This window comes from Raineya orbicola (genome assembly GCF_002843425.1).
GTDB lineage: Bacteria > Bacteroidota > Bacteroidia > Cytophagales > Thermonemataceae > Raineya > Raineya orbicola.
Genome location: NZ_NKXO01000026.1, coordinates 1 through 20425 on the forward strand (window position 1 = coordinate 1; position 20425 = coordinate 20425).

The 20425-nt window shown below is 38.2% G+C and carries 20 protein-coding genes; 9 read left to right on the forward strand and 11 right to left on the reverse strand.

Features of this window, described 5'->3' with window-relative positions; all coding sequences use genetic code 11:
* Nucleotides 1-110 precede the first annotated feature (110 nt).
* The 3 genes from Rain11_RS08765 to Rain11_RS14000 all read right to left on the reverse strand — a co-directional run bounded on the left by Rain11_RS08765 (nucleotide 111) and on the right by Rain11_RS14000 (nucleotide 1930).
* Nucleotides 111-974, reverse strand: a complete 864-nt coding sequence (locus tag Rain11_RS08765) for a universal stress protein (RefSeq protein ID WP_101358984.1) — start codon at nucleotides 972-974, stop codon at nucleotides 111-113.
* Between the two features lie 219 nt (nucleotides 975-1193).
* Complete coding sequence (locus Rain11_RS08775; RefSeq protein ID WP_133121549.1) at nucleotides 1194-1577, reverse strand: hypothetical protein; 384 nt, start codon at nucleotides 1575-1577, stop codon at nucleotides 1194-1196.
* On the reverse strand, nucleotides 1574-1930 hold the full coding sequence (locus tag Rain11_RS14000) for a collagen-like protein (protein ID WP_207764441.1): 357 nt from the start codon (nucleotides 1928-1930) through the stop codon (nucleotides 1574-1576). Before Rain11_RS14000 ends, Rain11_RS08775 begins: the two co-directional genes overlap by 4 nt.
* A gap of 298 nt (nucleotides 1931-2228) precedes the next feature.
* Between Rain11_RS14000 and Rain11_RS08790 the strand changes: the two genes are divergently transcribed.
* On the forward strand, nucleotides 2229-2642 hold the full coding sequence (locus tag Rain11_RS08790; protein ID WP_165778103.1) for a LytR/AlgR family response regulator transcription factor: 414 nt from the start codon (nucleotides 2229-2231) through the stop codon (nucleotides 2640-2642).
* A gap of 32 nt (nucleotides 2643-2674) precedes the next feature.
* On the opposite strand, the gene ftsY is transcribed toward Rain11_RS08790, so the two are convergent.
* Nucleotides 2675-3631 (reverse strand): signal recognition particle-docking protein FtsY, encoded by a 957-nt coding sequence (ftsY, locus tag Rain11_RS08795; RefSeq protein ID WP_101358989.1) that lies wholly within the window; start codon nucleotides 3629-3631, stop codon nucleotides 2675-2677.
* Nucleotides 3632-3705: 74 nt separating this feature from the next.
* On the opposite strand from ftsY, the gene Rain11_RS08800 reads away from it, so the two are divergent.
* Nucleotides 3706-5409 (forward strand): M3 family oligoendopeptidase, encoded by a 1704-nt coding sequence (locus tag Rain11_RS08800; RefSeq protein WP_101358990.1) that lies wholly within the window; start codon nucleotides 3706-3708, stop codon nucleotides 5407-5409.
* 66 nt (nucleotides 5410-5475) lie between these two features.
* Here Rain11_RS08800 and Rain11_RS08805 read toward each other — a convergent pair whose 3' ends face one another.
* Genes Rain11_RS08805 through Rain11_RS08835 form a run of 7 tightly spaced genes read right to left on the reverse strand, consistent with a single transcriptional unit; the run spans nucleotide 5476 to nucleotide 11912 of the window.
* Entirely contained in the window at nucleotides 5476-6441 is a 966-nt protein-coding gene (locus Rain11_RS08805) for an AAA family ATPase (protein ID WP_101358991.1), read from the reverse strand.
* A gap of 45 nt (nucleotides 6442-6486) precedes the next feature.
* Nucleotides 6487-7146 (reverse strand): polysaccharide deacetylase family protein, encoded by a 660-nt coding sequence (locus Rain11_RS08810; protein WP_101358992.1) that lies wholly within the window; start codon nucleotides 7144-7146, stop codon nucleotides 6487-6489.
* Complete coding sequence (locus Rain11_RS08815; RefSeq protein ID WP_101358993.1) at nucleotides 7146-8351, reverse strand: PP2C family protein-serine/threonine phosphatase; 1206 nt, start codon at nucleotides 8349-8351, stop codon at nucleotides 7146-7148. Before Rain11_RS08815 ends, Rain11_RS08810 begins: the two co-directional genes overlap by 1 nt.
* On the reverse strand, nucleotides 8348-9637 hold the full coding sequence (locus Rain11_RS08820) for an ABC transporter permease (RefSeq protein WP_101358994.1): 1290 nt from the start codon (nucleotides 9635-9637) through the stop codon (nucleotides 8348-8350). The genes Rain11_RS08815 and Rain11_RS08820 overlap by 4 nt, the downstream gene beginning before the upstream one ends.
* A gap of 1 nt (nucleotide 9638) precedes the next feature.
* On the reverse strand, nucleotides 9639-9893 hold the full coding sequence (locus tag Rain11_RS08825) for a transporter (RefSeq protein ID WP_101358995.1): 255 nt from the start codon (nucleotides 9891-9893) through the stop codon (nucleotides 9639-9641).
* On the reverse strand, nucleotides 9880-11049 hold the full coding sequence (locus tag Rain11_RS08830; protein ID WP_101358996.1) for a glycosyltransferase: 1170 nt from the start codon (nucleotides 11047-11049) through the stop codon (nucleotides 9880-9882). The genes Rain11_RS08825 and Rain11_RS08830 overlap by 14 nt, the downstream gene beginning before the upstream one ends.
* Nucleotides 11049-11912, reverse strand: coding sequence for an alpha/beta hydrolase family protein (locus Rain11_RS08835; protein WP_133121551.1), 864 nt, complete (start codon nucleotides 11910-11912; stop codon nucleotides 11049-11051). The genes Rain11_RS08830 and Rain11_RS08835 overlap by 1 nt, the downstream gene beginning before the upstream one ends.
* 100 nt (nucleotides 11913-12012) lie before the next feature.
* On the opposite strand from Rain11_RS08835, the gene Rain11_RS08840 reads away from it, so the two are divergent.
* The 7 genes from Rain11_RS08840 (at nucleotide 12013) to Rain11_RS08870 (ending at nucleotide 20393) form a co-directional block, all read left to right on the forward strand.
* Nucleotides 12013-12597 (forward strand): DUF3109 family protein, encoded by a 585-nt coding sequence (locus Rain11_RS08840; protein ID WP_101358998.1) that lies wholly within the window; start codon nucleotides 12013-12015, stop codon nucleotides 12595-12597.
* A 51-nt stretch (nucleotides 12598-12648) separates the two neighbouring features.
* Entirely contained in the window at nucleotides 12649-14796 is a 2148-nt protein-coding gene (porW, locus tag Rain11_RS08845; RefSeq protein ID WP_101358999.1) for a type IX secretion system periplasmic lipoprotein PorW/SprE, read from the forward strand.
* A gap of 95 nt (nucleotides 14797-14891) precedes the next feature.
* Nucleotides 14892-16187 carry a serine hydroxymethyltransferase gene (gene glyA / locus Rain11_RS08850; protein WP_101359000.1) on the forward strand — a complete coding sequence of 432 codons (1296 nt, stop codon included), beginning with the start codon at nucleotides 14892-14894 and terminating at the stop codon, nucleotides 16185-16187.
* Between the two features lie 54 nt (nucleotides 16188-16241).
* A complete protein-coding gene (locus Rain11_RS08855) occupies nucleotides 16242-16586 on the forward strand; it encodes a heavy-metal-associated domain-containing protein (RefSeq protein WP_101359001.1) in 345 nt (114 codons plus the stop codon).
* 70 nt (nucleotides 16587-16656) lie between these two features.
* Nucleotides 16657-17682 (forward strand): 4-hydroxythreonine-4-phosphate dehydrogenase PdxA, encoded by a 1026-nt coding sequence (gene pdxA, locus Rain11_RS08860; protein ID WP_243390572.1) that lies wholly within the window; start codon nucleotides 16657-16659, stop codon nucleotides 17680-17682.
* Nucleotides 17683-17686: 4 nt separating this feature from the next.
* The gene (locus tag Rain11_RS14005) at nucleotides 17687-18949 is read left to right on the forward strand and encodes a M28 family metallopeptidase (RefSeq protein WP_207764442.1); all 1263 of its coding nucleotides are present in this window, start codon (nucleotides 17687-17689) and stop codon (nucleotides 18947-18949) included.
* A 133-nt stretch (nucleotides 18950-19082) separates the two neighbouring features.
* A complete protein-coding gene (locus Rain11_RS08870) occupies nucleotides 19083-20393 on the forward strand; it encodes a DUF349 domain-containing protein (RefSeq protein ID WP_101359003.1) in 1311 nt (436 codons plus the stop codon).
* Nucleotides 20394-20425: the final 32 nt, after the last annotated feature.

Consider the following 20425-nt stretch of genomic DNA (forward strand, 5'->3'; position numbering starts at 1 on the left):
AGCTCTGCTATTTTGACCTGTTTCAGACCTTCTTTCCGTAATTTGAAAACCATATCATATAAAATTGCTCTATCCATAATTTTCTCTTTTTTCTGCAAATATAAATCTTATTATTGATTATCTATAACCTCCCAACGAATGGCAAGTAGCGGCACATTGGTAGTATAAACTACCTCTTCGGTGCGACTGCCGTCAAAGATTTTATCCCAAAAACTGCGTTTGTGTGTGAACATTACAAGCATATCAGGCTTATACACGCGTACAAACTCCTGCAAACCGCCGTGAATATCATTTTCTTTGCGGGTTTGCATAAAAAAGAGTTCTATTTTAGAATAAGCTAATTTTTCTCGCAATTCTGCAATAAAACGCCGATTAGGGAAACTATCTAATTTCACCATTTCAGGATAATTGGGATATACGTGTACCAGTTGAAGTTGAGCTTCAAAAATTCGAGTAAATTCCAAAACTTTACTAATTTTAGTTTCAGGGTTGATTAAGTCGGTGGCAAGAGCAATTTGTTCAATTTTCCCACCCCGATAAGAAGCTGGCACAGCAATTACAGGAACTTTTGAGTTTTGAATGGTATTAGAGGCATTGCTACCGAAAAAAAGTTTTTTCATTCCGCTTGCCCCTGTAGTTCCCATTACAATCAAATCGGCTTTGTACTGCTCGGCTACTTCGGCAATGCTTTCACTCACAAGAGGGCTTAGTCGTACTACATAAGCAACTTCTCTTTTGGTAGAGGCTTGTACGCCAAGAGCTTCTATGTGTTTTTGGAGCTTATCTTTTTGCAAAATAGTATAATTTTCCAAAGCCTCGCTGTGTTGCTGTCCTGTGAGATTGACAGGAATTTCGGGTTGCGAAACATTTACAAACACAAAACGGCAAGGTTCTTCCTGATTGATACGCAAAGCAAGTGTTACAGCCAAATCGGCATTGGCAGAAAAATCCGTAGGAATGATAATGGTCTTCATTGCTCAAAAGGGTTTGGGGTAAAGTTATTAAAAAAACACAAAAGCCCAAGATAACTTTTCTCATTTTTTTGGCTGATTTTGTAACTATATCTAAACTTACGCCAAATTCTTACTTCTTATTTCTACTTCTCAAACACAAAAAAATAAAGCATACCCATAAGGTATGCCCTATTTGTATTCCTTCGTTTTTTTTCTTGTTTAGCTATGCTTATTATTTTCTTATAGAGTGCGAGAAGTTGCGTTAGTTACAGGAATTTGCATATTAATAGTACCACTGGCAGCTCCTGTGTTGCCATTGAGGACTTGAGCTACTGCATTACCATTGCCATCGGCATTGCCACTATGGTCTTGTAATTGCAAATTAAGTGTTAGAATACCTGTACTAGAGTTGTAGCTGATAGAGGTGATATTGATAGTATCAGGGTTATTGAGCTGGGTATCCGCTAACCCCCCCAAACTTTTTATGTGCAAACCACCTGTTACAGAGAAACGAAGTTGCCCACCTATAATTATTTGTGAAATATTTGAGGCATTCATCGCTCCTATATTAGCCGCAGATGATTGTATAAAAATGTTCAGTGTGGAACCTAAATTATTAGTCAATTAATTATGAGAGAGCCATTACTACTGTTTGTATTGTAATTGTACATCACCGGTTGAGTTAATCTATTCAGTGTAGTATTATCATCAGCGGGGCTACCTCCTAAATGGGTAGAATTATCGTTCAATTTTGCTCCACTCAAAGTAATGCTTACAGGAGTAGCCAAAGTAATAAAGGCATCTTGTCCGTTAGAGCCATTAGCTCCTGCGGGGCCTTGAGGTCCTGCGGCACCATCTTGTCCTGCAGGTCCTGGGTCGCCTTTGTCCCCTTTGGGTCCTTTACAAGCTCCGAACGTGAGTAACAAGCCGAAAAATACGGCTACAAAAATGCGAGTTGTGTAAGTGAGTTTTTTCATAATTTTTGTTGGTTTTAAGTGAAAAATTAAAAAATCTAATTTCTTACCTTCAAGTATTGTTCCAAAAAATTAAAAGTTAGGTTGCTATTGAGTAAATGGTAAAAGATTTTTCGCAAATGGAATAAAATAAATTTTTATTGATATTTAGAAGGAGATTCTTTGTGTTTGCAACAATATTGCAAGTTTCGTGAGTGGCTACTTTTTTTGCGTAAAAGGTAGTTACCTTTTTATGATGTTTTGTATAAATAAGTACAAAAAACACTTCTGTATGTTTCACTCACTAAAAAGTATTTTGCCTATGAAACAACTTGTACAATTCATTGTAGATTTAGAGGAAAATTGCCCCTTGCATACGGCATTTGAAAAAATCAGGAATTTACCTTTTGTGAAAACGGTGTATCTGAACACTAAAAAATTTTTAGAAATCGCCGACCGCAAGCAAACCTATCAAATTCCTTTTGATGAAATCATTTCCTTGCAAGCAATGGGCAATTACACGCAGGTATTTACTACCGAAAAGACGTATTGTTTTTCGTGTTCCCTGAAAAAGCTATTACAAAAGTTACCTGACGAATTGTTTGTACGTCCTCATCGATCCTTTGCAGTAAATAGAATGTTTGTAAGAACTTGGGGAAAAGACGTTTTGGAAATTTCCACAGGAGAGAGTATTCCTATTTCAAGGCGGAAAAAAACTGAATTAAGCGTTGCTTAAATACCCTTAAAAAAGCCTTCTTTGAAGGCTTTTTAGTTTTTCTTGAAAAGCGAATCTACAAACTCGGCTCGGTTGAACACTTGCAAATCTTCAATTTTTTCACCCACTCCAATATATTTCACAGGAATTTTGAACTCATCAGAAATGCCAATCACTACACCACCTTTGGCAGTGCCGTCTAATTTGGTAATCGCAAGAGCTGTAACATCGGTAGTTTTAGTAAATTCACGAGCCTGCATAACGGCATTTTGTCCTGTACTGCCATCAAGTACAAGCAAAACTTCGTGAGGAGCATCGGGAATAAACTTCTGAATAGTTTTTTTCATTTTGGCAAGCTCGTTCATCAGATGCAATTTGTTGTGCAATCTACCCGCTGTATCAATAATAAGCACATCTGCTTGCATTTCAGAGGCTTTTTTAGCCGCTTCAAATACTACACTGGAAGGCTCTTTGCCCATACCCAACTCAATAACAGGCACGCCTACGCGTTCCCCCCAAATTTTCAGTTGCTCTACTGCCGCCGCCCTGAATGTATCCGCCGCTCCCAAAACTACTTTTTTGCCTTTCAAATGATATTGAGCCGCTAACTTACCAATTGTTGTAGTTTTTCCCACGCCATTTACGCCTACTACCATTATTACGTAAGGGTGATTGAGCTTGGGAATTTCAAAATCTGCCAAATCTGCGGATTTGTTTTCTTGCAAAAGAGCCATAATCTCTTCACGTAAAATCTTATCCAGCTCTTCGGTATTAAGGTATTTATCGCGTTTCACACGCTCCTCTAAACGTTCTATAATTTTCAGGGTTGTTTGCACGCCTACATCTGCCGAAATCAAAATGTTTTCCAGTTCGTCTAAAACCTCTTCATCAACTTTGGATTTACCCGCAATGGCTTTGCCTAATTTGGAAAAAAAATTCGTCTTGGTTTTTTCTAAACCCTTATCCAGTGCTTCTTTTTTTTCTTTGGAAAACCAACCAAATAGTGCCACAATCGTAAAATTTTTGATAAAACTTTGGCAAAAATAAGGTTTTTTTGAATTTTTGAGAAAAAAATAAGCGGTTTATGCTGAAAAAAAGAAACTTTTTGCCCGAAAACTTTCAAGTGCAATCTTGGGAAACTATTTTACCTTTTTATCAAAATCTTTTAGAAAGAAAAGTTACGAGTGTATATGATTTGCGTCAATGGTTCAGAGATAGGAGTGAATTAGAAAGTATGCTTTCCGAAGATTTGGCTTGGCGTTATATCCGAATGACTTGCAACACGGCTGATGAAGCACTTGCCCAAAGTTTCAATGATTTTGTCAGCCGTATCCAGCCCCACGCTACCGAATACACACACAAACTCAACGAAAAATGCTTGCAAAGCCCTTTTCTTGATGAATTGCAAAATCTTGAACCTGCTTTTCGTATTACGATTCGCTCCTTGCGTAAGCAAGCCGAAATTTTCAGACAAGAAAATATCCCTTTACTCACCGAACTGCAAATAAAAGAGCGTGAATACGGAGCTATTGCAGGAGCTATGACTATCACTTGGGAAAATGAGGAACTTACCCTACAACAAGCCTCCAACTTACTTGATGAGCAAGACCGCAATATCCGTGAAAATGCTTATCGGGCTATTCAGAATCGCCGTCTGTCTGATAAAGACAAATTAGACCATTTGCTTTCTGAACTTATTCGTTTGCGTCATCAGGTTGCAGTAAATGCAGGTTTCAAAAATTTCAGAGATTATGCTTTTGCCTCTTTGGGTAGATTTGACTACACCCCCCAAGATTGTTTCGCTTTTCACGAGGCTATCAAAAAAGAAGTTATGCCCCTTGTCAATGAAATTTTTGAAAGACGTAAAAAGATTATGCGTTTGGATAGCCTCCGCCCTTGGGATTTGCAAGCTGATGCTAACGGCTTACCCCCGCTTAAAGTCTTTGAAACTACTGATGAACTTACCGAAAAAACCATTGCTTGCCTTGATAAGTTAGACCCATTTTTAGGCAACTGCCTTCGTAGAATGAAAGAAATGGGGCATCTGGATTTGGCTTCTCGCAAAAATAAAGCCCCTGGTGGCTACAATTATCCGCTTGCCGAAACAGGCTATCCTTTTATTTTTATGAATGCCACTTCTAACTTACGAGATTTAACTACTTTGCTTCACGAAAGCGGACACGCCGTTCATTCTGTTTTATGCAAAGATTTGGAAATCAATGCTTTCAAAGACCCCACTGCCGAAGTTGCCGAACTGGCTTCTATGAGTATGGAACTCATTACGCTTCCTTTTTGGGATATTTTTTTCAAAAATGAACAAGAACTCAAAAGAGCAAAAAAAGAGCATTTAGAGGATATTTTGAGCGTGCTTCCTTGGATTGCCTGCGTTGATAAATTTCAACATTGGCTCTACGAGAACCCCGAACACACCATAGAACAAAGAAAAGAGGCTTGGGTAAGCATTTACAATGAATTTTCGCCTCAAATTGTAGATTGGCAAGGTTTAGAGCATTTCAAAGCCTACCATTGGCAAAAACAACTGCATATTTACGAAGTGCCTTTCTACTACATTGAGTACGGCTTTGCTCAACTTGGTGCTATTGCCGTATGGCAAAACACCCAAAAAGACCTTAAAAAAGGCTTAAATGCGTATTTAGATGCCCTTGCCTTGGGTTATACGAAAACAATCCCTGAAATTTACCAAACCGCAGGTATTTCGTTCAATTTTTCAGCAGAGTATATCAAAAATCTGGTGCGTTTCGTTCAGCAAGAATGGGAAACCTTATAGGCTCTTTATGGCAAGCTCATCAAAGCTGTGGGCTTGCCACTTGCTCCTACAACAAATTACAATTATTCACAACAAAGCCTCAATAATGTTATCTACGCTAATTCTTTCGGCTTCGGCTTTGAAATTGCGTACAATCCTATGGCGTAAAATTGGTTTGGCTACTGCTTTTACATCTTCTATATCAGGCGAATATTTGCCGTGAAGCAAGGCGTTGCATTTAGCCCCAACAATCAAATATTGCGAAGCTCTGGGACCTGCCCCCCACTCCAAATATTCATTGGCTTCTTTGGAAGCGTTTTGTGTATGCGGACGTGTCTTTTGAACCAATTTTACAGCGTATTCTACCACATTATCTGCTACAATTACTTTCCGAATAAGTGTTTGGAAATATAAAAGCATTTCCGCATTCAATATTTTTTCAAGTTCTACTTTTTGCCCCGAAGTAGTGTTTTTCACTACTTGTACCTCGTCCTGATAGCTCGGATAGTCTAAAATCACATTGAACATAAACCTATCCAATTGGGCTTCGGGCAAAGGATAAGTTCCTTCTTGCTCAATGGGATTTTGAGTGGCAAGCACAAAAAAAGGTTTAGGCAGTTCGTAGCGTTTGCCCGAAATAGTTACGGCATATTCCTGCATTGCTTCCAAGAGTGCCGCTTGCGTTTTGGGGGGAGTACGGTTGATTTCATCAGCCAAAATAATATTGGCAAAAATGGGACCTTTGATAAATTGAAAATTGCGGTCTTTATCCAAAGTTTCAGAACCCGTAATATCCGAAGGCATTAGGTCGGGGGTGAACTGAATGCGATTGAAACTCAAATCCAGCACCGAAGCAAGCGTTTGCACGAGTAAAGTTTTGGCAAGCCCAGGAACTCCAACCAGCAAACAATGCCCTTGTGAGAATATAGAAGTGAGCAAAAGTCTTACGGTTTCCTCTTGACCTATGATGACCTTCCCGATTTCTTTTTTGAGCTTTTGGTACGATTGAGCAATAGCATCGGCGGCTTCTACATCAGACTGAAATGGTGTCATAGCTTTTTGGATTGTGAAACGTAAAAGTATAAAATTTCGTATTCCCTACAAACTACTGCAAGCAGATTTTGTTTGTACGGAAGGCAATTTGGCGAATTGAAAACCTTTTTCAGAGAAATGCTGTAAAAAACGGGGCAAGGTATAAATTAAATTCCGAGTTGCCTTAATGTTGTCGTGAAAAACCACAATAGAGCCGTTTTCAGCGTGTTGAATGGTGTTTTGCAAACAAACTTCTGGGTCAAGGTCTGGGTCAAAGTCATAAGAAAGCACGTCCCAAAGAACAATTTTCAATTTTTTTTCAATTTCTTTTCTTAAACCATAAGCCAATTTTCCGTAAGGCGGGCGAAAAAGAGTGTTTTCTGCTTTTTTTTCTTGCATCACATTTTGGCAAAGTTGAATATCCTCTAAATATTCATTCTTTCCGACCTTCCAAGCATTGAGGTGATGATACGTATGATTGCCTATTTGATGATTTTCTTGCAAAATAGTTTTGAAAATGGAAGGGTGCTTACGAATATTATCACCTACGCAAAAAAAAGTAGCTTGGGCTTGATACTTTTGCAAGGTTTCCAACACAAAAGGGGTAAGTTCGGGAATGGGACCATCATCAAAAGTGAGGAAAATCGTAGGTTTTTCTTGAGGCAACCGCCACCAAAAAGATTGAAAAATTTTGGGTAAAATAGCAGGAACTTTGAAATATCGCATCAAGGTAAAATTTTGCAAGAAATCATTGTAATATCATCTTGAAGCGGTGTTTCTTTCCGAAAATCGTTCAGTGCCAAAATAAATTCGCTGTGCAATTTTTCCAAAGGATAATATGCCCATTTCTTGAGCAAAAGAGCTATTCGCTCATCACCAAACAATTCATCTTGGGCATTGGCGGCTTCACTTAAACCATCAGTGTAAGCAAAAATAAGGCTTTCCTCTTTTAGAATCATTTGGGCTTCTGCTACAAAAGGCAGGGGGTCAAAAATACCCAAAACCGTAGTACCTTGTTCCAAGCGTTGCAAGTGCCCGTTAGCCATAAGGAAAGGTGGATTATGCCCTGCATTGATGTAGTGCAAAAGATAACTTTGGTAATCGTAGGTAGCTACAAAAAAAGTAATAAAGTTTTCGCCTTGTGCGTTCTGTAAAACCAAATAGTTTAGCTCGGCAACTATATCTCGTAAGTTTTGTGTTTGGCGGGTAATGGTACGCAAAGAAGCCTGAAAGTTAGCCATCATCATAGCCGCCGCAATACCTTTTCCCGAAACATCAGCTATGCAAAACAAAAATTTTTCTTTCCCCAAAGGAATAAAATCGTAATAATCGCCTCCTACGGTGAAGTGTGGGGCATAATACGCCGAAATCTGCAATTTTTCGGTTTGTGGTAAATTTGTAGGACAAAGCCTTTGCTGAACTCTGGCGGCAATATCCAACTCTTTACGAAAAACTTCTTGTTCTAATTGCTTTTGGGCAAGTTTTTTGTTTTCAATCGCCACAATCAGAATATTGGTAAGTGTGCGGATAAAATCCGTATCCAGCTCATTATTTTTACTTGCCGAAGCAAACAAAAAAGCAAGTGAATTACCTTTATGAAAAACAGGTATCACCCATTCAAATTCATTAAAGGTTTCTGCAAATACACTTTCTTGCACGGGTAAAACATTTTGAGGTGCTTCTGGTAGGAAACGCTCAAAATCAAGAGTTGCTACAAGATTTTTTGTACCAAAATGCGTTTTGCAGTACCAATTACCAAAATCATTTACCCAAAGAGCCATTTTCTGAAGGCTCAAATTACCTCGCAAAATAAAGTGATAAATGCGGTACAAATGGTCTTCGGGCATATTGTTGTTGATAGCCTGCGTGATTTCTAGCAAAGCCCCCAGCGAAAGTTCCTTTTTTTGCAGAAGAGTATTTAAGGCAATCATTTGACAAGCGTTTTAGGGTCGTAGGCATCGCGTAAGCCATTCCCTAATAAATTGAAAGCAAGCACTAAAAGACAAATCGCCATACTCGGATAAAAAATCAGATGCACTCCCAAACCTGTATCCGAGCCAATGAAATCTTTGCCTTCGGAAACCATCATTCCCCACGAGGGCGTTGGTGGTTGAGCACCCATTCCTAAAAAGCTCAACCCTGCTTCGGTAAGAATAGCGGCGGCAAAATTTGAGCTAATCATCACAATCAGCGGACCAAAAAGGTTAGGCAAAATGTGCCTGAACACAATACGGAAATTGCTCAAACCCAAAGCACGAGCCGCTTCAATATACTGCTTTTCCTTGATAGCCATAATTTCGCCACGCACCAAGCGAGCAATTTCTACCCAAGTGGTAAGTCCCAAGGCAATAAATGCCCCCAAAACCCCTCTCCCCAAAGCCAAACTAATGACAATCACCAGCATAATTTGCGGAATAGACCACACGATAGTCATTAGGAAATTGATAGCATAATCTATTTTCCCACCAAAAAAGCCTGCAAGCGAACCCAAAGTTACCCCCAATATCACGGAAATAAATACTGCCACCAACCCAATTCCCAAAGAAATTCGCGTGCCTAAAATCAGACGGCTAAGCAAATCTCTGCCCTGTTTATCTGTACCCAAAAGAAAAGTACGTTTTTCAATATTTTTTTGCTCAAACTCGCTGATAATTTCAGCCTTAGTGGTCTGATTGATTTTTCCCTCGTAATCAATATAAAAAACCTTTTCTCCCTCCGTATAATAGGGCTTCCCATTGAATTTTTCTGCATTAGATAGATTTTTAAGCCCATTCAATTCACCTACATACAAAGACTTTACCGCAGCAACAAGGCTGTATTTTTCCTTCTTGGGCGAATCGTCTTTGTTAGTTACCCCTTCCATAATGTAGGTAACTTCCAAAGTTTCTCTATTCACCTGATAGCTTTTGATAGGTACAATGGTGTATTCGCTAGGCAAGCCAAAAAGCATTTTTTCAAAAAACGAAGGCTTGTGTTGAGGAATATTTTTATGCTTTTTCAGAAAAGTAACTTCATAGCCCGGGGGTTTGAGCTTTACATATACCGAGCCGTCATCGGCATTAGGTGTACTATCGGGCATTATCAAATAGCCCAAAATAGCCACAATTACCGCAATAATTACCACCACTAAGCCCGCAACAGCAGTGATATTGCTAAAAAAACGCTTCTTTACGTAATATCCGGGCGAATGATGTACTTCTTCTTTTACAGCTTGCATACTAACGGCTATTATGAGCTAAAAGTCCTTCTTTGGTAGCTAAATAATAATAATTGCGAAAATTTTCCTCAAAGCCTTCGGTACTGCTTACCACTTCTGAAAACTGATTCAAAAAACATTTTACCCAACCTTTTTCAATCATTATTTTAAGAGTATTTTTTAATGTTGCTTCGTCAATTCCTGTGGCTTGCTGTATCTTGGCAAAACTTTCAACGAAGTAAATTTGGTCAAGCACTTCAAATTCAAGTTCGTTCATAATGTCGGCTTTTCCATTCATAGCTTTTCAATCGGCTTATCAGGGCAAAAAAAACTGCATAAACAGGGTACAAAACAAATAGAATAGGTATCCAGAAAGCTAGCTTTTTTTGCTGAAAAAAACGTAAAACGGCTGTCAAAAATACAAATTCTGCCACAAATTTGAAAACAAGTAAGCCCAAAACTACCCAAGTTTTTTCAAAAATCCAAAAAGGAAGCACCAAAACAGAAAGGTTTGCAAGAAAAACAAATACTGCAAGCATTTTGGCAAAAGAATTTTGGTAATGCTCCCACTTGCTCGCCCAACGCTTGCGTTGATGAAAAAACTGATGCCAGTTTTCATTAGCTTGCGTACTTACAAGCACTGCTTGTGATTTGAGAAATTGTACTTTCAGGGGAAATTGCTTTGCTATTTTGTGCATCAAAAACTCATCATCTCCCGAAGGAATATGCTCCGAGCCTGCAAAACCACCAACTTGCTCAAAAATAGCTTTGTTGTAAGCAATATTTGCCCCATTGCACATCGTAGGTTTTCTCAAAGCCACGCAAACTGCCCCCGTACCTATGAGGCTGGCAAACTCAACAGCTTGCCATTCTTGAAAAAAACTATCTTGGGCAAATATACGTACAGGCATACTTACAAAATAAGCGTCTGTCTGCTGAAAGTAGTTCAAAATAGTACTTAACCAAGAAATAGGCACTTGGCAGTCGGCATCAGTGCAGACAATCCATTTTCCTTCTGCCCGACTGATAGCTTGTGTAATAGCCCGTTTTTTGGGTGAAAAAATATGAGAAAATGTATCATTTCGTAAAATTTGGCTATTGGGCAAAGAATTCTGAGCCTTTTTTACAATTTCTAAGCTTTCATCTTCCGAAAAATCATCAACCCACAAAATTTCCCAGTATTTTTGGGGCAAATCTTGCCGAACCAAATCTGCTATTAGTGCAGGTAAATTTTTCGCTTCATTCCGAAAAACAACTACTACTGATAAGCATTTACTCTCTGCTTCTTTGGAGAAAGGTATAGGGTGTGAGATTTCTCCCCTGTTTTTTTGGAGCGATGCTTGGGCAGAAAGGTTTGCCCACACCCAACTAAAATAAAGCACCATTCCCGCATAAGCCAGAATAAGCAAGGCAACAATTGCCAAAAAAAACATCACAAATTACGCAATTTGAGTTCTTTCAGAAAGTCGGCAAGAGCTTTTTGATAAGTTTTGCCGTCTTTTTCTTTGATTTGTTGCAAATTTTTTTTCAATGTAACGATTTTTTTTTGCTCTGACGCAGTTTTTTCGTAAAGTATCTGCGTGTGCCGAAAAGGAAAGGTTTCGTCTTTTAGAGAATTGAAAAAGAGAATAGGTTTATCCAAGTCTGCTATTTCTTTTTCCACATTTAGCCAATTTGGTACTACCCAACGAACATTAAATATCGGGTATAAATCTTGCAAATAGCTTTGTAAAGATACAAAACCATTTTCAACAACAATTCCCGCCAAACTCATTTCATTACCAAGTCTTATAGCAGAGTACGTCCCAACGCCTTCGCCATAAAACAAAATTTTATCAGAAGGAACGTCTAATGTACTTGTCAGGTAGTTGTAGGTAACCAGTGCCGTTTGATACAATTTTTCAGGATTTTCAACAGATTGAGTTTGCTCATTGAGAATATAGTTTGGTGTTATTACATTCATTCCCAAATAGTTCCAAATTTTATATCGCCAGATATTTTTTTCTGAATGATACAACTTATCCGAATTTTGCAGATACAAAAGCCAAATTTTATTTTCCGACTTACTCGGAACAATACAGGCTTCAATATTTCCATAAGAACTTGGCAAAGAAACTTTCTCATATTCCAAGCCAAACTGCTTCATTTTTTCAGAAAAAAAGAAGGTTGGTACTTCTACAAGGCTCGGAAAAGCAAGTTTCTGAAAACTACTCTTTAGCCAAAAATAGCCTCCAACATAAGCTCCAAAAAGCAAGATAAATAGTCCTATGAAGGCTTTTGTTCTTAAATTTTTCAAGGATTGCTCAAAATTTTTGAGTAAAAACGAAATTGGCACGAATTTATGAAAAATTTTACGTAAATTGCCAAAATTTTTGATACACTAAATAAAATTCCCAATGCTCATTGTTGAAAACACCTATATCTCTGACGATATTGCCGAATATTATTTCAAATGTGATTTAGAACGTTGTAAGGGTGCTTGCTGTGAAGCAGGCGATTTGGGTGCTCCGTTAGAAGAAAGCGAGCTTTCTATTTTAGAACAAATCTTTGAACAAGTAAGACCCTATATGTCTGAAAAAGGCAAAGAAATTGCCGAAAAACAAGGTTTATACATTTTAGATAGCGACGGCGATTTTTCTACAACTACCATTGAAGGAAAAGAATGTATCTTTGCTGTAAAAAATGAAAAAGGCACTTGGTCTTGTGCCATTGAAAAGGCTTACCAAGAGGGTAAAACCGAATTCCAAAAGCCTATTTCTTGCCATTTATATCCCGTACGCATCACCAAATACGACCAATATGAGGCTATCAATTATCATCAGTGGCACATATGTTCGCCTGCTTGCGTATTGGGTAAAAAAATGCAAGTAAAAGTATTTGAGTTCCTTAAAGAGCCGCTAATTCGCAAGTATGGAAGTCAATGGTACGAAAAGCTCAATCAAGAAGTAATGGAATGGGAAAAAAGACGAATAAACCACTAACTATGGCTTGATTTTCGCTTGTGAATTTACCAAATTCAACAACCCTACCTTATGAAGCAGACCGCTTTTCTTTGGTTTATACTTTTTTCTTTGTCTGGCTGTAAGCATTACCACAATGTTACGGCTCATTACAACGCTTATTTTTTGGCAAAAGAAAAAATGTTAGAAGCTGAGAAAAAAATTTTTAGCAGTCGTAAAGATAATTACAATCGAATTCTGTACGTCATTCCGCTTTTAGATACCAATATGCTCAAAGGAATGAAAACTGACTTTGACGATTGCATCAAAAAAGCCGCCTATGCCATAGAACGCCACGAAATTAGCAACTGGACTGATGACTCTTACCTGCTTGTGGGTAAAGCACGCTTCTATAATCGCGAGTTTTCTGATGCTACCAATACTTTCAAGTACATCAATGGCACTTCCAAAGATAAAGTAATGCAAGAAAAAGCACTCATTGAGCTAATGCGTACTTACATAGAAACCAATCAGTGGAATGATGCCGATATGGTTAAGAATTATTTACGTAAGTTTGAAGTAAGTAAATCCAACTTATCTCAGTACTATTTGGTTCAGGCTCATCTATACCGCCTTCGTAAAGATTATGAACGCACTGCTAAAAGCCTAGATTTGGCTTTGCCCGATATAAAAAGAGGCGAAAAAAAAGCACGGTTACTCTTTTTACAAGGACAACTCTACCAAAAACTGAAAAATGATAAAAAAGCCTTTGAATACTATGCCCAAGTTATTAGAAATAAGCCCCCTTACGAGCTTGAACTACAAGCGAATTTGGCTATGATGCTTACGGGCGATTCTGCTAAAATTTTTTCTCTCAAAACGCAAAGAAAACTTGAAAAAATGCTCAAAGATTTCAAAAATCAAGATTACCTTGATGAAATCTATTACGATTTGGCTATGCTTGAACTCAAACGTAACGATTTACGCAAAGCTGTAAGTCTGCTCCAAAAATCTGCCCAAGCCAAAGGTACAGGCGGGCAAAAACCTTATACTTTTTTGCGTTTGGCGGAAATTCATTTTGATAAATTACGTGATTATGAAATGGCTAAGCTATATTACGATAGCACAATGGCTCTTTTGCCCAAAGATGAGGAAGGTTATGAAAAAATTGCCAAGCGTTATGAGGTGCTTGATGAGTTTATCAAATATTTGCGTATTGTTCAGCTAGAAGATAGCTTACAAAGAATGGCAAAAATGCCTGAAAATGAATTAGACGCTTATTTAGAAACAAGCATTGCCAAGCAGGTAAAAGTTGAAAAGGATTTACAAAAAGCTCGTGAAAAAGCCAAAAAGCAAGCTGAAGCCGAAAAGGAGCTTTTAGGCAAAAATACCTTGCAAGAAGAAAAAAACCGCCAAAATAGCGAGTGGTACTTTGATAATACCGCCCAAGTAGAGGCAGGCAGAAAAGAGTTTCGTCAAAAATGGGGAAACCGCCCGCTTGCCGATAATTGGCGTATTTTGAGCCGTATCTCCAATGAAATTGATGAAACTATTCCCAAAGAAAACCTAACCGCCAAAGAACAAGCCATTGCAGAACAAGAACAAATCCGTGAGGAAGTAAATAACCGAAAAAGAGCAGTAAAATCACAAATTCCACGTAGCCCAGAGGCTTTACAAAAATCTTTGCAAAAATGGGAAAATGCTTCGCTCAATTTAGCCAAGCTGTACCATTTCCAACTTGATGAACTACCCGATGCCGAAAAAACTTATTGGAGCATACCGCAAAGGGTACAAAACTCCGAATATGAACCCGAAGTGTATTATTTGCTGTATTTGCTCTATAATCAGCAGAAAAACACTTCAAAAGCTCAGGAATTGCGAAACCTCATTTTCCAAAAATTTCCTAATTCTATTTATGCCAAACTCATTGAAAACCCCAATTATTTAGCTGAAAGCCAAGCTCAAAACGAGATTACACAGAAAGAATATGCCGAAATTTACGAGAACCTCTACGAAAAACGTCAGTATGAAGCAACTATCAAGGCATTAGACGAATTGCAAAAAAAGTATCCTGAAAATTCTATTCCTGATAAAATTGAAGCTCTAAAAATCATTGCTACAGCCCGTTTGCATAAAAAACAAGAAAAATTAGCCGAAGAATTGGAAATGTTTTTCCAAAAATATCCTGATAGCAAAATTATTCAGCATTTCAAAAAAATTGCTGGACTAAAAAAAGAGTGAAAAGTATGCCGTAAAACACTCTCCGAACAAAAAAAAAATCAAAATTTGTTCTTTTTTCAGAATTTGCTTACTTTTGGACAAAAACCGCAACGCAAATGAATTCTACTGCAACACATTCGTACAAAGATACGACTATTTTCAACCTCATTGAGCAAGAATATAAACGCCAATTGCACGGCATAGAACTCATAGCTTCCGAAAATTTTGTTTCTGAGCAAGTAATGCGAGCTATGGGAAGCGTACTTACTAACAAATATGCCGAAGGTCTGCCTAAAAAACGTTATTACGGCGGCTGTGAAGTAGTTGATGAAATTGAACAAATTGCCATTGATAGAGTAAAAGAACTTTTTGGAGCAGTTTGGGCAAATGTGCAACCTCATTCGGGGGCTCAGGCAAATGCGGCGGTGATGCTGGCGGTTCTAAAGCCCGGTGATAAAATTTTAGGTTTTGACCTTTCTCACGGCGGACATCTCACACACGGCTCACCTGTCAATTTTTCGGGTAAGCTCTATCAGCCTTCTTTTTACGGCGTAGAACCCGAAACTGGGCTTATCAATTGGGATAAAGTAGAAGAAATTGCTATGCGAGAAAAACCCAAACTCATTATTTGCGGGGCTTCAGCTTATTCTCGCGATTGGGATTATGCTCGTTTGCGTGCCATTGCCGACCAAGTAGGAGCTTTGCTAATGGCAGACATCTCACACCCTTCGGGGCTAATTGCCAAAAAACTGCTAAACGACCCCTTGGAATACTGCCATATTATTACCACTACTACCCACAAAACCCTTCGCGGTCCTCGTGGAGGCTTGATAATGATGCGAAAAGATTTTGAAAACCCTTTTGGTTTGAAAAATCCCAAAGGAGAATTGCGAATGATGTCTGAACTTTTAGATTCAGCCGTTTTCCCTGGTACGCAAGGCGGACCTTTGGAGCACGTCATTGCCGCCAAAGCAGTAGCCTTCGGCGAAGCATTAGAGCCTTCTTTTGCTGAATATGCCCAGCAAGTGCGTAAAAATGCCCAAACTATGGCACAAGAATTTATACGCAGAGGCTACAAGGTTATTTCTGGCGGAACAGACAATCACTTAATGCTCATTGACTTACGCTCCAAAAATCTTACAGGCAAACTCGCCCAAGAAACCCTTATCAAGGCTGATATTACTATCAACAAAAATGCCGTTCCTTTTGATGATAAATCACCTTTTGTAACTTCGGGTATGCGTCTGGGGACGCCTGCTATTACTACACGAGGCTTGAAAGAAAACGATATGCTTCAAATTGTAGAATGGATTGATGAAGCTCTGCAAAATCACGATAACGACACCAAGCTCAACCAAATCCGTGAAAAAATAAATCTACAAATGCAGAAATATCCGCTTTTTGCTTACTAAATAAGCTAATTTAAGCCTTATTTTTTGAATTAAAACCCTAATTTACAATGTAATATGAAAAAATTTGCTTTTCTTTTTGCTTTGATGTTTGGAGTAATGCTGGCTTTTGCCCAAGAAGCCTCAGACTTGCAAGAAGTACAAATCAAAACTTCGGCAGTATGCGGAATGTGTAAAAAGAAAATTGAAAAAGATTTAAGTTATGAAAAGGGGGTTGTTAGTGCCGATTTGAATGTAGAAACTAAAATCGTAACCATCAAATACAACCCTAAAAAAACAAATGTTACCAAAATCAAAAAGGCTATCAACAAAGCAGGCTACGATGCCGATGAGCTACCTGCCAACCCCAAAGCCTACAAAAAACTACCCGAATGTTGTAAAAAAGATAACAAAATACATTAGAGATGGGCAGAAAATTTTAGCTTTGCAGGGGCTAAAATTTTCTGCTCCCTTTACCAAATTATGAATGACTATGCAAGTCAAAAAAGATGAAAAACCCATTTTAGGCATCACCTTAGGAGACTACAATGGCATAGGTCCTGAAATCGTATTAAAGGCTCTTGCCGATACTCGTCTGCTTGCTTTTTGCACACCCATTATCTATGGCTCTCTGAAAGTTTTGAGCAAGTATCGTAAAATTTTGCAGATTGAAGAATTTAATGCTATTCTTATCAAAGATGCCGAACAAGCAAACCCCCGCAAAATCAATCTTATCAATTGTTTTGATGATGCCGAAGTGCAACCCGGACAAATAACTGCCGAAGCAGGCAAAGCCGCCTTTTTATGCCTTGAAGCCTGCACCAAAGACCTCTTGCGTGGCGTTTTACAAGGTGTAGTTACTGCTCCTATCAACAAATACAATATTCAGAATGAGCACTTTCAGTTTGTTGGGCATACCGAGTATTTTACTGAAAACTTCGGTGTAAGCGAATCGTTGATGTGTATGGTAAGCGAAAAGCTAAAAGTAGCTCTGCTCACAGGGCATATTCCTTTGAAAGAGGTTGCGTCTAAAATTACCAAAGAAAAATTGCAAAGCAAACTTGGCTTGCTCATTCGTACTTTGCAGAAAGATTTTGGGGTGCAGAAACCTAAAATTGCTGTACTTGGTCTAAACCCTCACGCAGGCGAAGAGGGACTATTGGGTACGGAAGATATTGAAATTATTGAACCCGTAGTGCGTGAAATTCGCAAACAAGGCAATTTAGTATATGGTCCTTTTCCTGCTGATGGTTTATTTGGTAGTGGTAAATACGCCTCTTATGATGCTATTTTAGCTATGTATCACGACCAAGGATTAGTTGCTTTCAAAACTTTGGCTTTTGAAGAAGGAGTAAATTATACGGCGGGTTTGCCCATTGTACGCACCTCACCCGACCACGGCACCGCTTACAATATTGCAGGAAAAAATCAGGCAAATCCCAATTCTATGTTACAAGCCATTTACACGGCTTGTGATATTATCAAAGCCCGACAAGGACTGAAATTAGCAACGGCGTGACGCTATGAAATTGTGCAAGTTTTTGGTTTATTCCTTCACTTTACTCTTTTTTGCTCTCACAGGTTTTTCCCAAGATTTAGACCGAGTTCGTAAAAACCTTCAAAAGCTCTGTTCCCCCGAATTCAATGGCAGAGGCTATGTAAAAAAAGGTGATTCGCTGGCTTCCGCTTGGATTGCCCAAGAGTTTGAAAAAATTGGCTTACAGCGTTTTGAAAACTCTTATTTTCAAAATTTTAGCACAAGTATCAACACTTTTCCCAAAGAAATTCAATGCAGTTTGGATAACAAAAAATTGATTTTAGGGAAAGATTTTATTATCAGTGCCGATAGTCCTTCGGCTTTTGGTAAAGTTCGGATAGTTTTATTGGATACGCTTCTCTTTTCAGACAAAGACCGCCGTAAAAAGTTTTTTGAGCAAGACTTCCGAAAAAAAGCCTTGGTCTATCCCATTCGTTGGTCAAAAAAATTTGCCGAATTGAGCCGTAGTGAAATGGAAAAATTAGAACAGGCAAGCGTATGGATTTCTTTGCACCCCAAACTCACTGCAAGCGTTTCTGTATGGCAAGATAAAATACCTGAAATTCAAATTTTACAAAGCGTTTGGAAGCCTACTTACAAGCAAATCAATTTTCATATCCGCAATAAGTTTATTGAAAAATACAATACCCGTAATGTGATTGGCTACCTCAGAGGTACTATACAACCCGATAGCTTCGTAGTTTTTACAGCTCATTATGACCATTTGGGTAGTATGGGCAATATTTATTTCCCCGGTGCTAATGATAATGCCAGTGGTATAACTATGCTTTTAGAACTTGCTCATTATTATCAGCAAAATCCTGCTAAATATTCCGTAGCTTTTATAGCTTTTGCCGCCGAAGAAGCAGGACTCATAGGCTCACAATTTTACACACAAAACCCTTTGTTTCCTCTTGCACAAATTAAAGTTTTGCTCAATTTAGATTTGGTAGGCACAGGAGATGAAGGGATTACGATAGTGAACGGAGCGATTTTTGAAAAAGACTTTGAAATCTTGCAAAAAATCAACGAAAAATATCAGTTACTACCCAAAATAGCCAAAAGAGGCAAAGCCGCCAATTCTGACCATTACTTTTTCTCAGAAAAAGGTGTAAAAGCCTTTTTTATTTACACAATGGGTGGCATAAAAGCCTATCACGATATTGATGATAAACCTGAAACACTACCCCTAACAAAGTACAAAGAGCTTTTCAAGCTCATTACCGAGTATATCAAAGTATGTGAATAAATTTTTGCTTTTTTTGGAACGTTTTTTGAAAAAAATTGTTACCTTTGTTACCTAACCTCAATAGCTTAAAACACTATTTTTCAACGCATAGCCTTATATTTCTGATGTAAAGGCTATAAAAATTGAAACTGCTATGAACATTACCTACAATCACCCTTACGGCTATATTGCAGATGGCAAAGTTTTTTTGAAAGGCTATTTGAACTATCCTGATAGAGAAATTGGAGTAGTCAAAGAAACTGATGAAAAATCTATTGAATATTTTGAAAAACGCTATGCCGAACTTTGTGAAAAAATCAATAAACTTGAACAAGATATTCATCAAGCCGAAAACAAAGGCTCTTATCTAATGAAATTGCTCCACCTTCGCGAATATACCCTACAATTCAAAGGATTGGGCGATTTTCCTGTATTACTTTCTCGATTAGATGAATTGGAGAAGTTTCTACGTTCTTTGATAGAGCAAAACAGACAACGCAATTTGGATATTAAAAACCAAATTCTTGCCGATTTGGCTCTGCTCGTAGATGAAACCGATTGGAAAACAACTGATGCCAAAGTAGAAGAACTCAAACAACGTTGGATTCGTACAGGGGCAGTGGAGGAATCGCAACAGGCAGAAATGGAAGATCATTTTACAAGACTCATCAAGGCGTATTATCAGCATAAAAAAGAGCATTTCAAGCGAAAAGCCGAGGAGGTCAAGAATAGGCTTAATCAATATCGCCTGCTTGTGGATAAAGCCAGCATTCTTAAACTTTCTGACGATTTTGAAGCTACGGCATTAGCTTTCAAAGAAATGCAACAACAATGGAAAACCATTGGGAAAGTACCTCAAAAAAAATTAGAAAAATATTGGGAACGCTTCAAAAAAATCAATAATGAGTTTTTTCACCGATACAAGCAGTTCAAGGAAGGAGTACCTGTGGAGCAAATCAAACCATTAGACCCTTTGGAGCAAGCTCGTATCATTCAGGAAAAACTTTGCAAGCGTGCTGAAAGTCTGATTGGTGTAAATACTGAAGCTAGCGTAAATGAAGCCAAACAGCTACTTGTAACTTGGAAAAACGAAGTCAATAACCCTCGCTACTTGGATAAAAATCTTGCCAATCGTTTTCGTTATGCTTGCGATAGAATTTTTGAAGAAAGCTACCTAATGAAAGTAGTAATGCGAAAGTACCCCGATTTTTATCAAAAACCCAAATTAGACCAGTTCCGTATCAAAACCAGTTTCCTACGAGAACTTATCCGTAAAGATGAGCAAGAAATTCATATTGCAGAAAGTAGCGATAACTATAAACCCGAACACAAAAGTTTCAATTTAGCTACACAAAAGCGTAAGGTTCAGGTGAAAAATATAATGCTTGAAGAGTTTGATAAAGAACTCAAAAAACTTTATACACCACCCAAAAATTTTCAGAAAAACTATATTCCCAAAAAATAAACCCACATATTTTTGTTTTTTGTACATTTTTG

Coding starts and splice junctions, on each gene's coding strand:
- Rain11_RS14000 (WP_207764441.1), bottom strand. CDS start 1,930: ATGAAAAAACTCACTTACACAACTCGCATTTTTGTAGCCGTATTTTTC.
- Rain11_RS08820 (WP_101358994.1), bottom strand. CDS start 9,637: ATGCAAGCTGTAAAAGAAGAAGTACATCATTCGCCCGGATATTACGTA.
- Rain11_RS08855 (WP_101359001.1), top strand. CDS start 16,242: ATGAAAAAATTTGCTTTTCTTTTTGCTTTGATGTTTGGAGTAATGCTG.
- Rain11_RS08805 (WP_101358991.1), bottom strand. CDS start 6,441: ATGACACCATTTCAGTCTGATGTAGAAGCCGCCGATGCTATTGCTCAA.
- Rain11_RS08765 (WP_101358984.1), bottom strand. CDS start 974: ATGAAGACCATTATCATTCCTACGGATTTTTCTGCCAATGCCGATTTG.
- Rain11_RS14005 (WP_207764442.1), top strand. CDS start 17,687: ATGAAATTGTGCAAGTTTTTGGTTTATTCCTTCACTTTACTCTTTTTT.
- Rain11_RS08840 (WP_101358998.1), top strand. CDS start 12,013: ATGCTCATTGTTGAAAACACCTATATCTCTGACGATATTGCCGAATAT.
- Rain11_RS08870 (WP_101359003.1), top strand. CDS start 19,083: ATGAACATTACCTACAATCACCCTTACGGCTATATTGCAGATGGCAAA.
- Rain11_RS08800 (WP_101358990.1), top strand. CDS start 3,706: ATGCTGAAAAAAAGAAACTTTTTGCCCGAAAACTTTCAAGTGCAATCT.
- Rain11_RS08790 (WP_165778103.1), top strand. CDS start 2,229: ATGAAACAACTTGTACAATTCATTGTAGATTTAGAGGAAAATTGCCCC.
- glyA (WP_101359000.1), top strand. CDS start 14,892: ATGAATTCTACTGCAACACATTCGTACAAAGATACGACTATTTTCAAC.
- Rain11_RS08815 (WP_101358993.1), bottom strand. CDS start 8,351: ATGATTGCCTTAAATACTCTTCTGCAAAAAAAGGAACTTTCGCTGGGG.
- Rain11_RS08810 (WP_101358992.1), bottom strand. CDS start 7,146: ATGCGATATTTCAAAGTTCCTGCTATTTTACCCAAAATTTTTCAATCT.
- pdxA (WP_243390572.1), top strand. CDS start 16,657: ATGCAAGTCAAAAAAGATGAAAAACCCATTTTAGGCATCACCTTAGGA.
- porW (WP_101358999.1), top strand. CDS start 12,649: ATGAAGCAGACCGCTTTTCTTTGGTTTATACTTTTTTCTTTGTCTGGC.
- Rain11_RS08830 (WP_101358996.1), bottom strand. CDS start 11,049: ATGTTTTTTTTGGCAATTGTTGCCTTGCTTATTCTGGCTTATGCGGGA.
- Rain11_RS08825 (WP_101358995.1), bottom strand. CDS start 9,893: ATGAACGAACTTGAATTTGAAGTGCTTGACCAAATTTACTTCGTTGAA.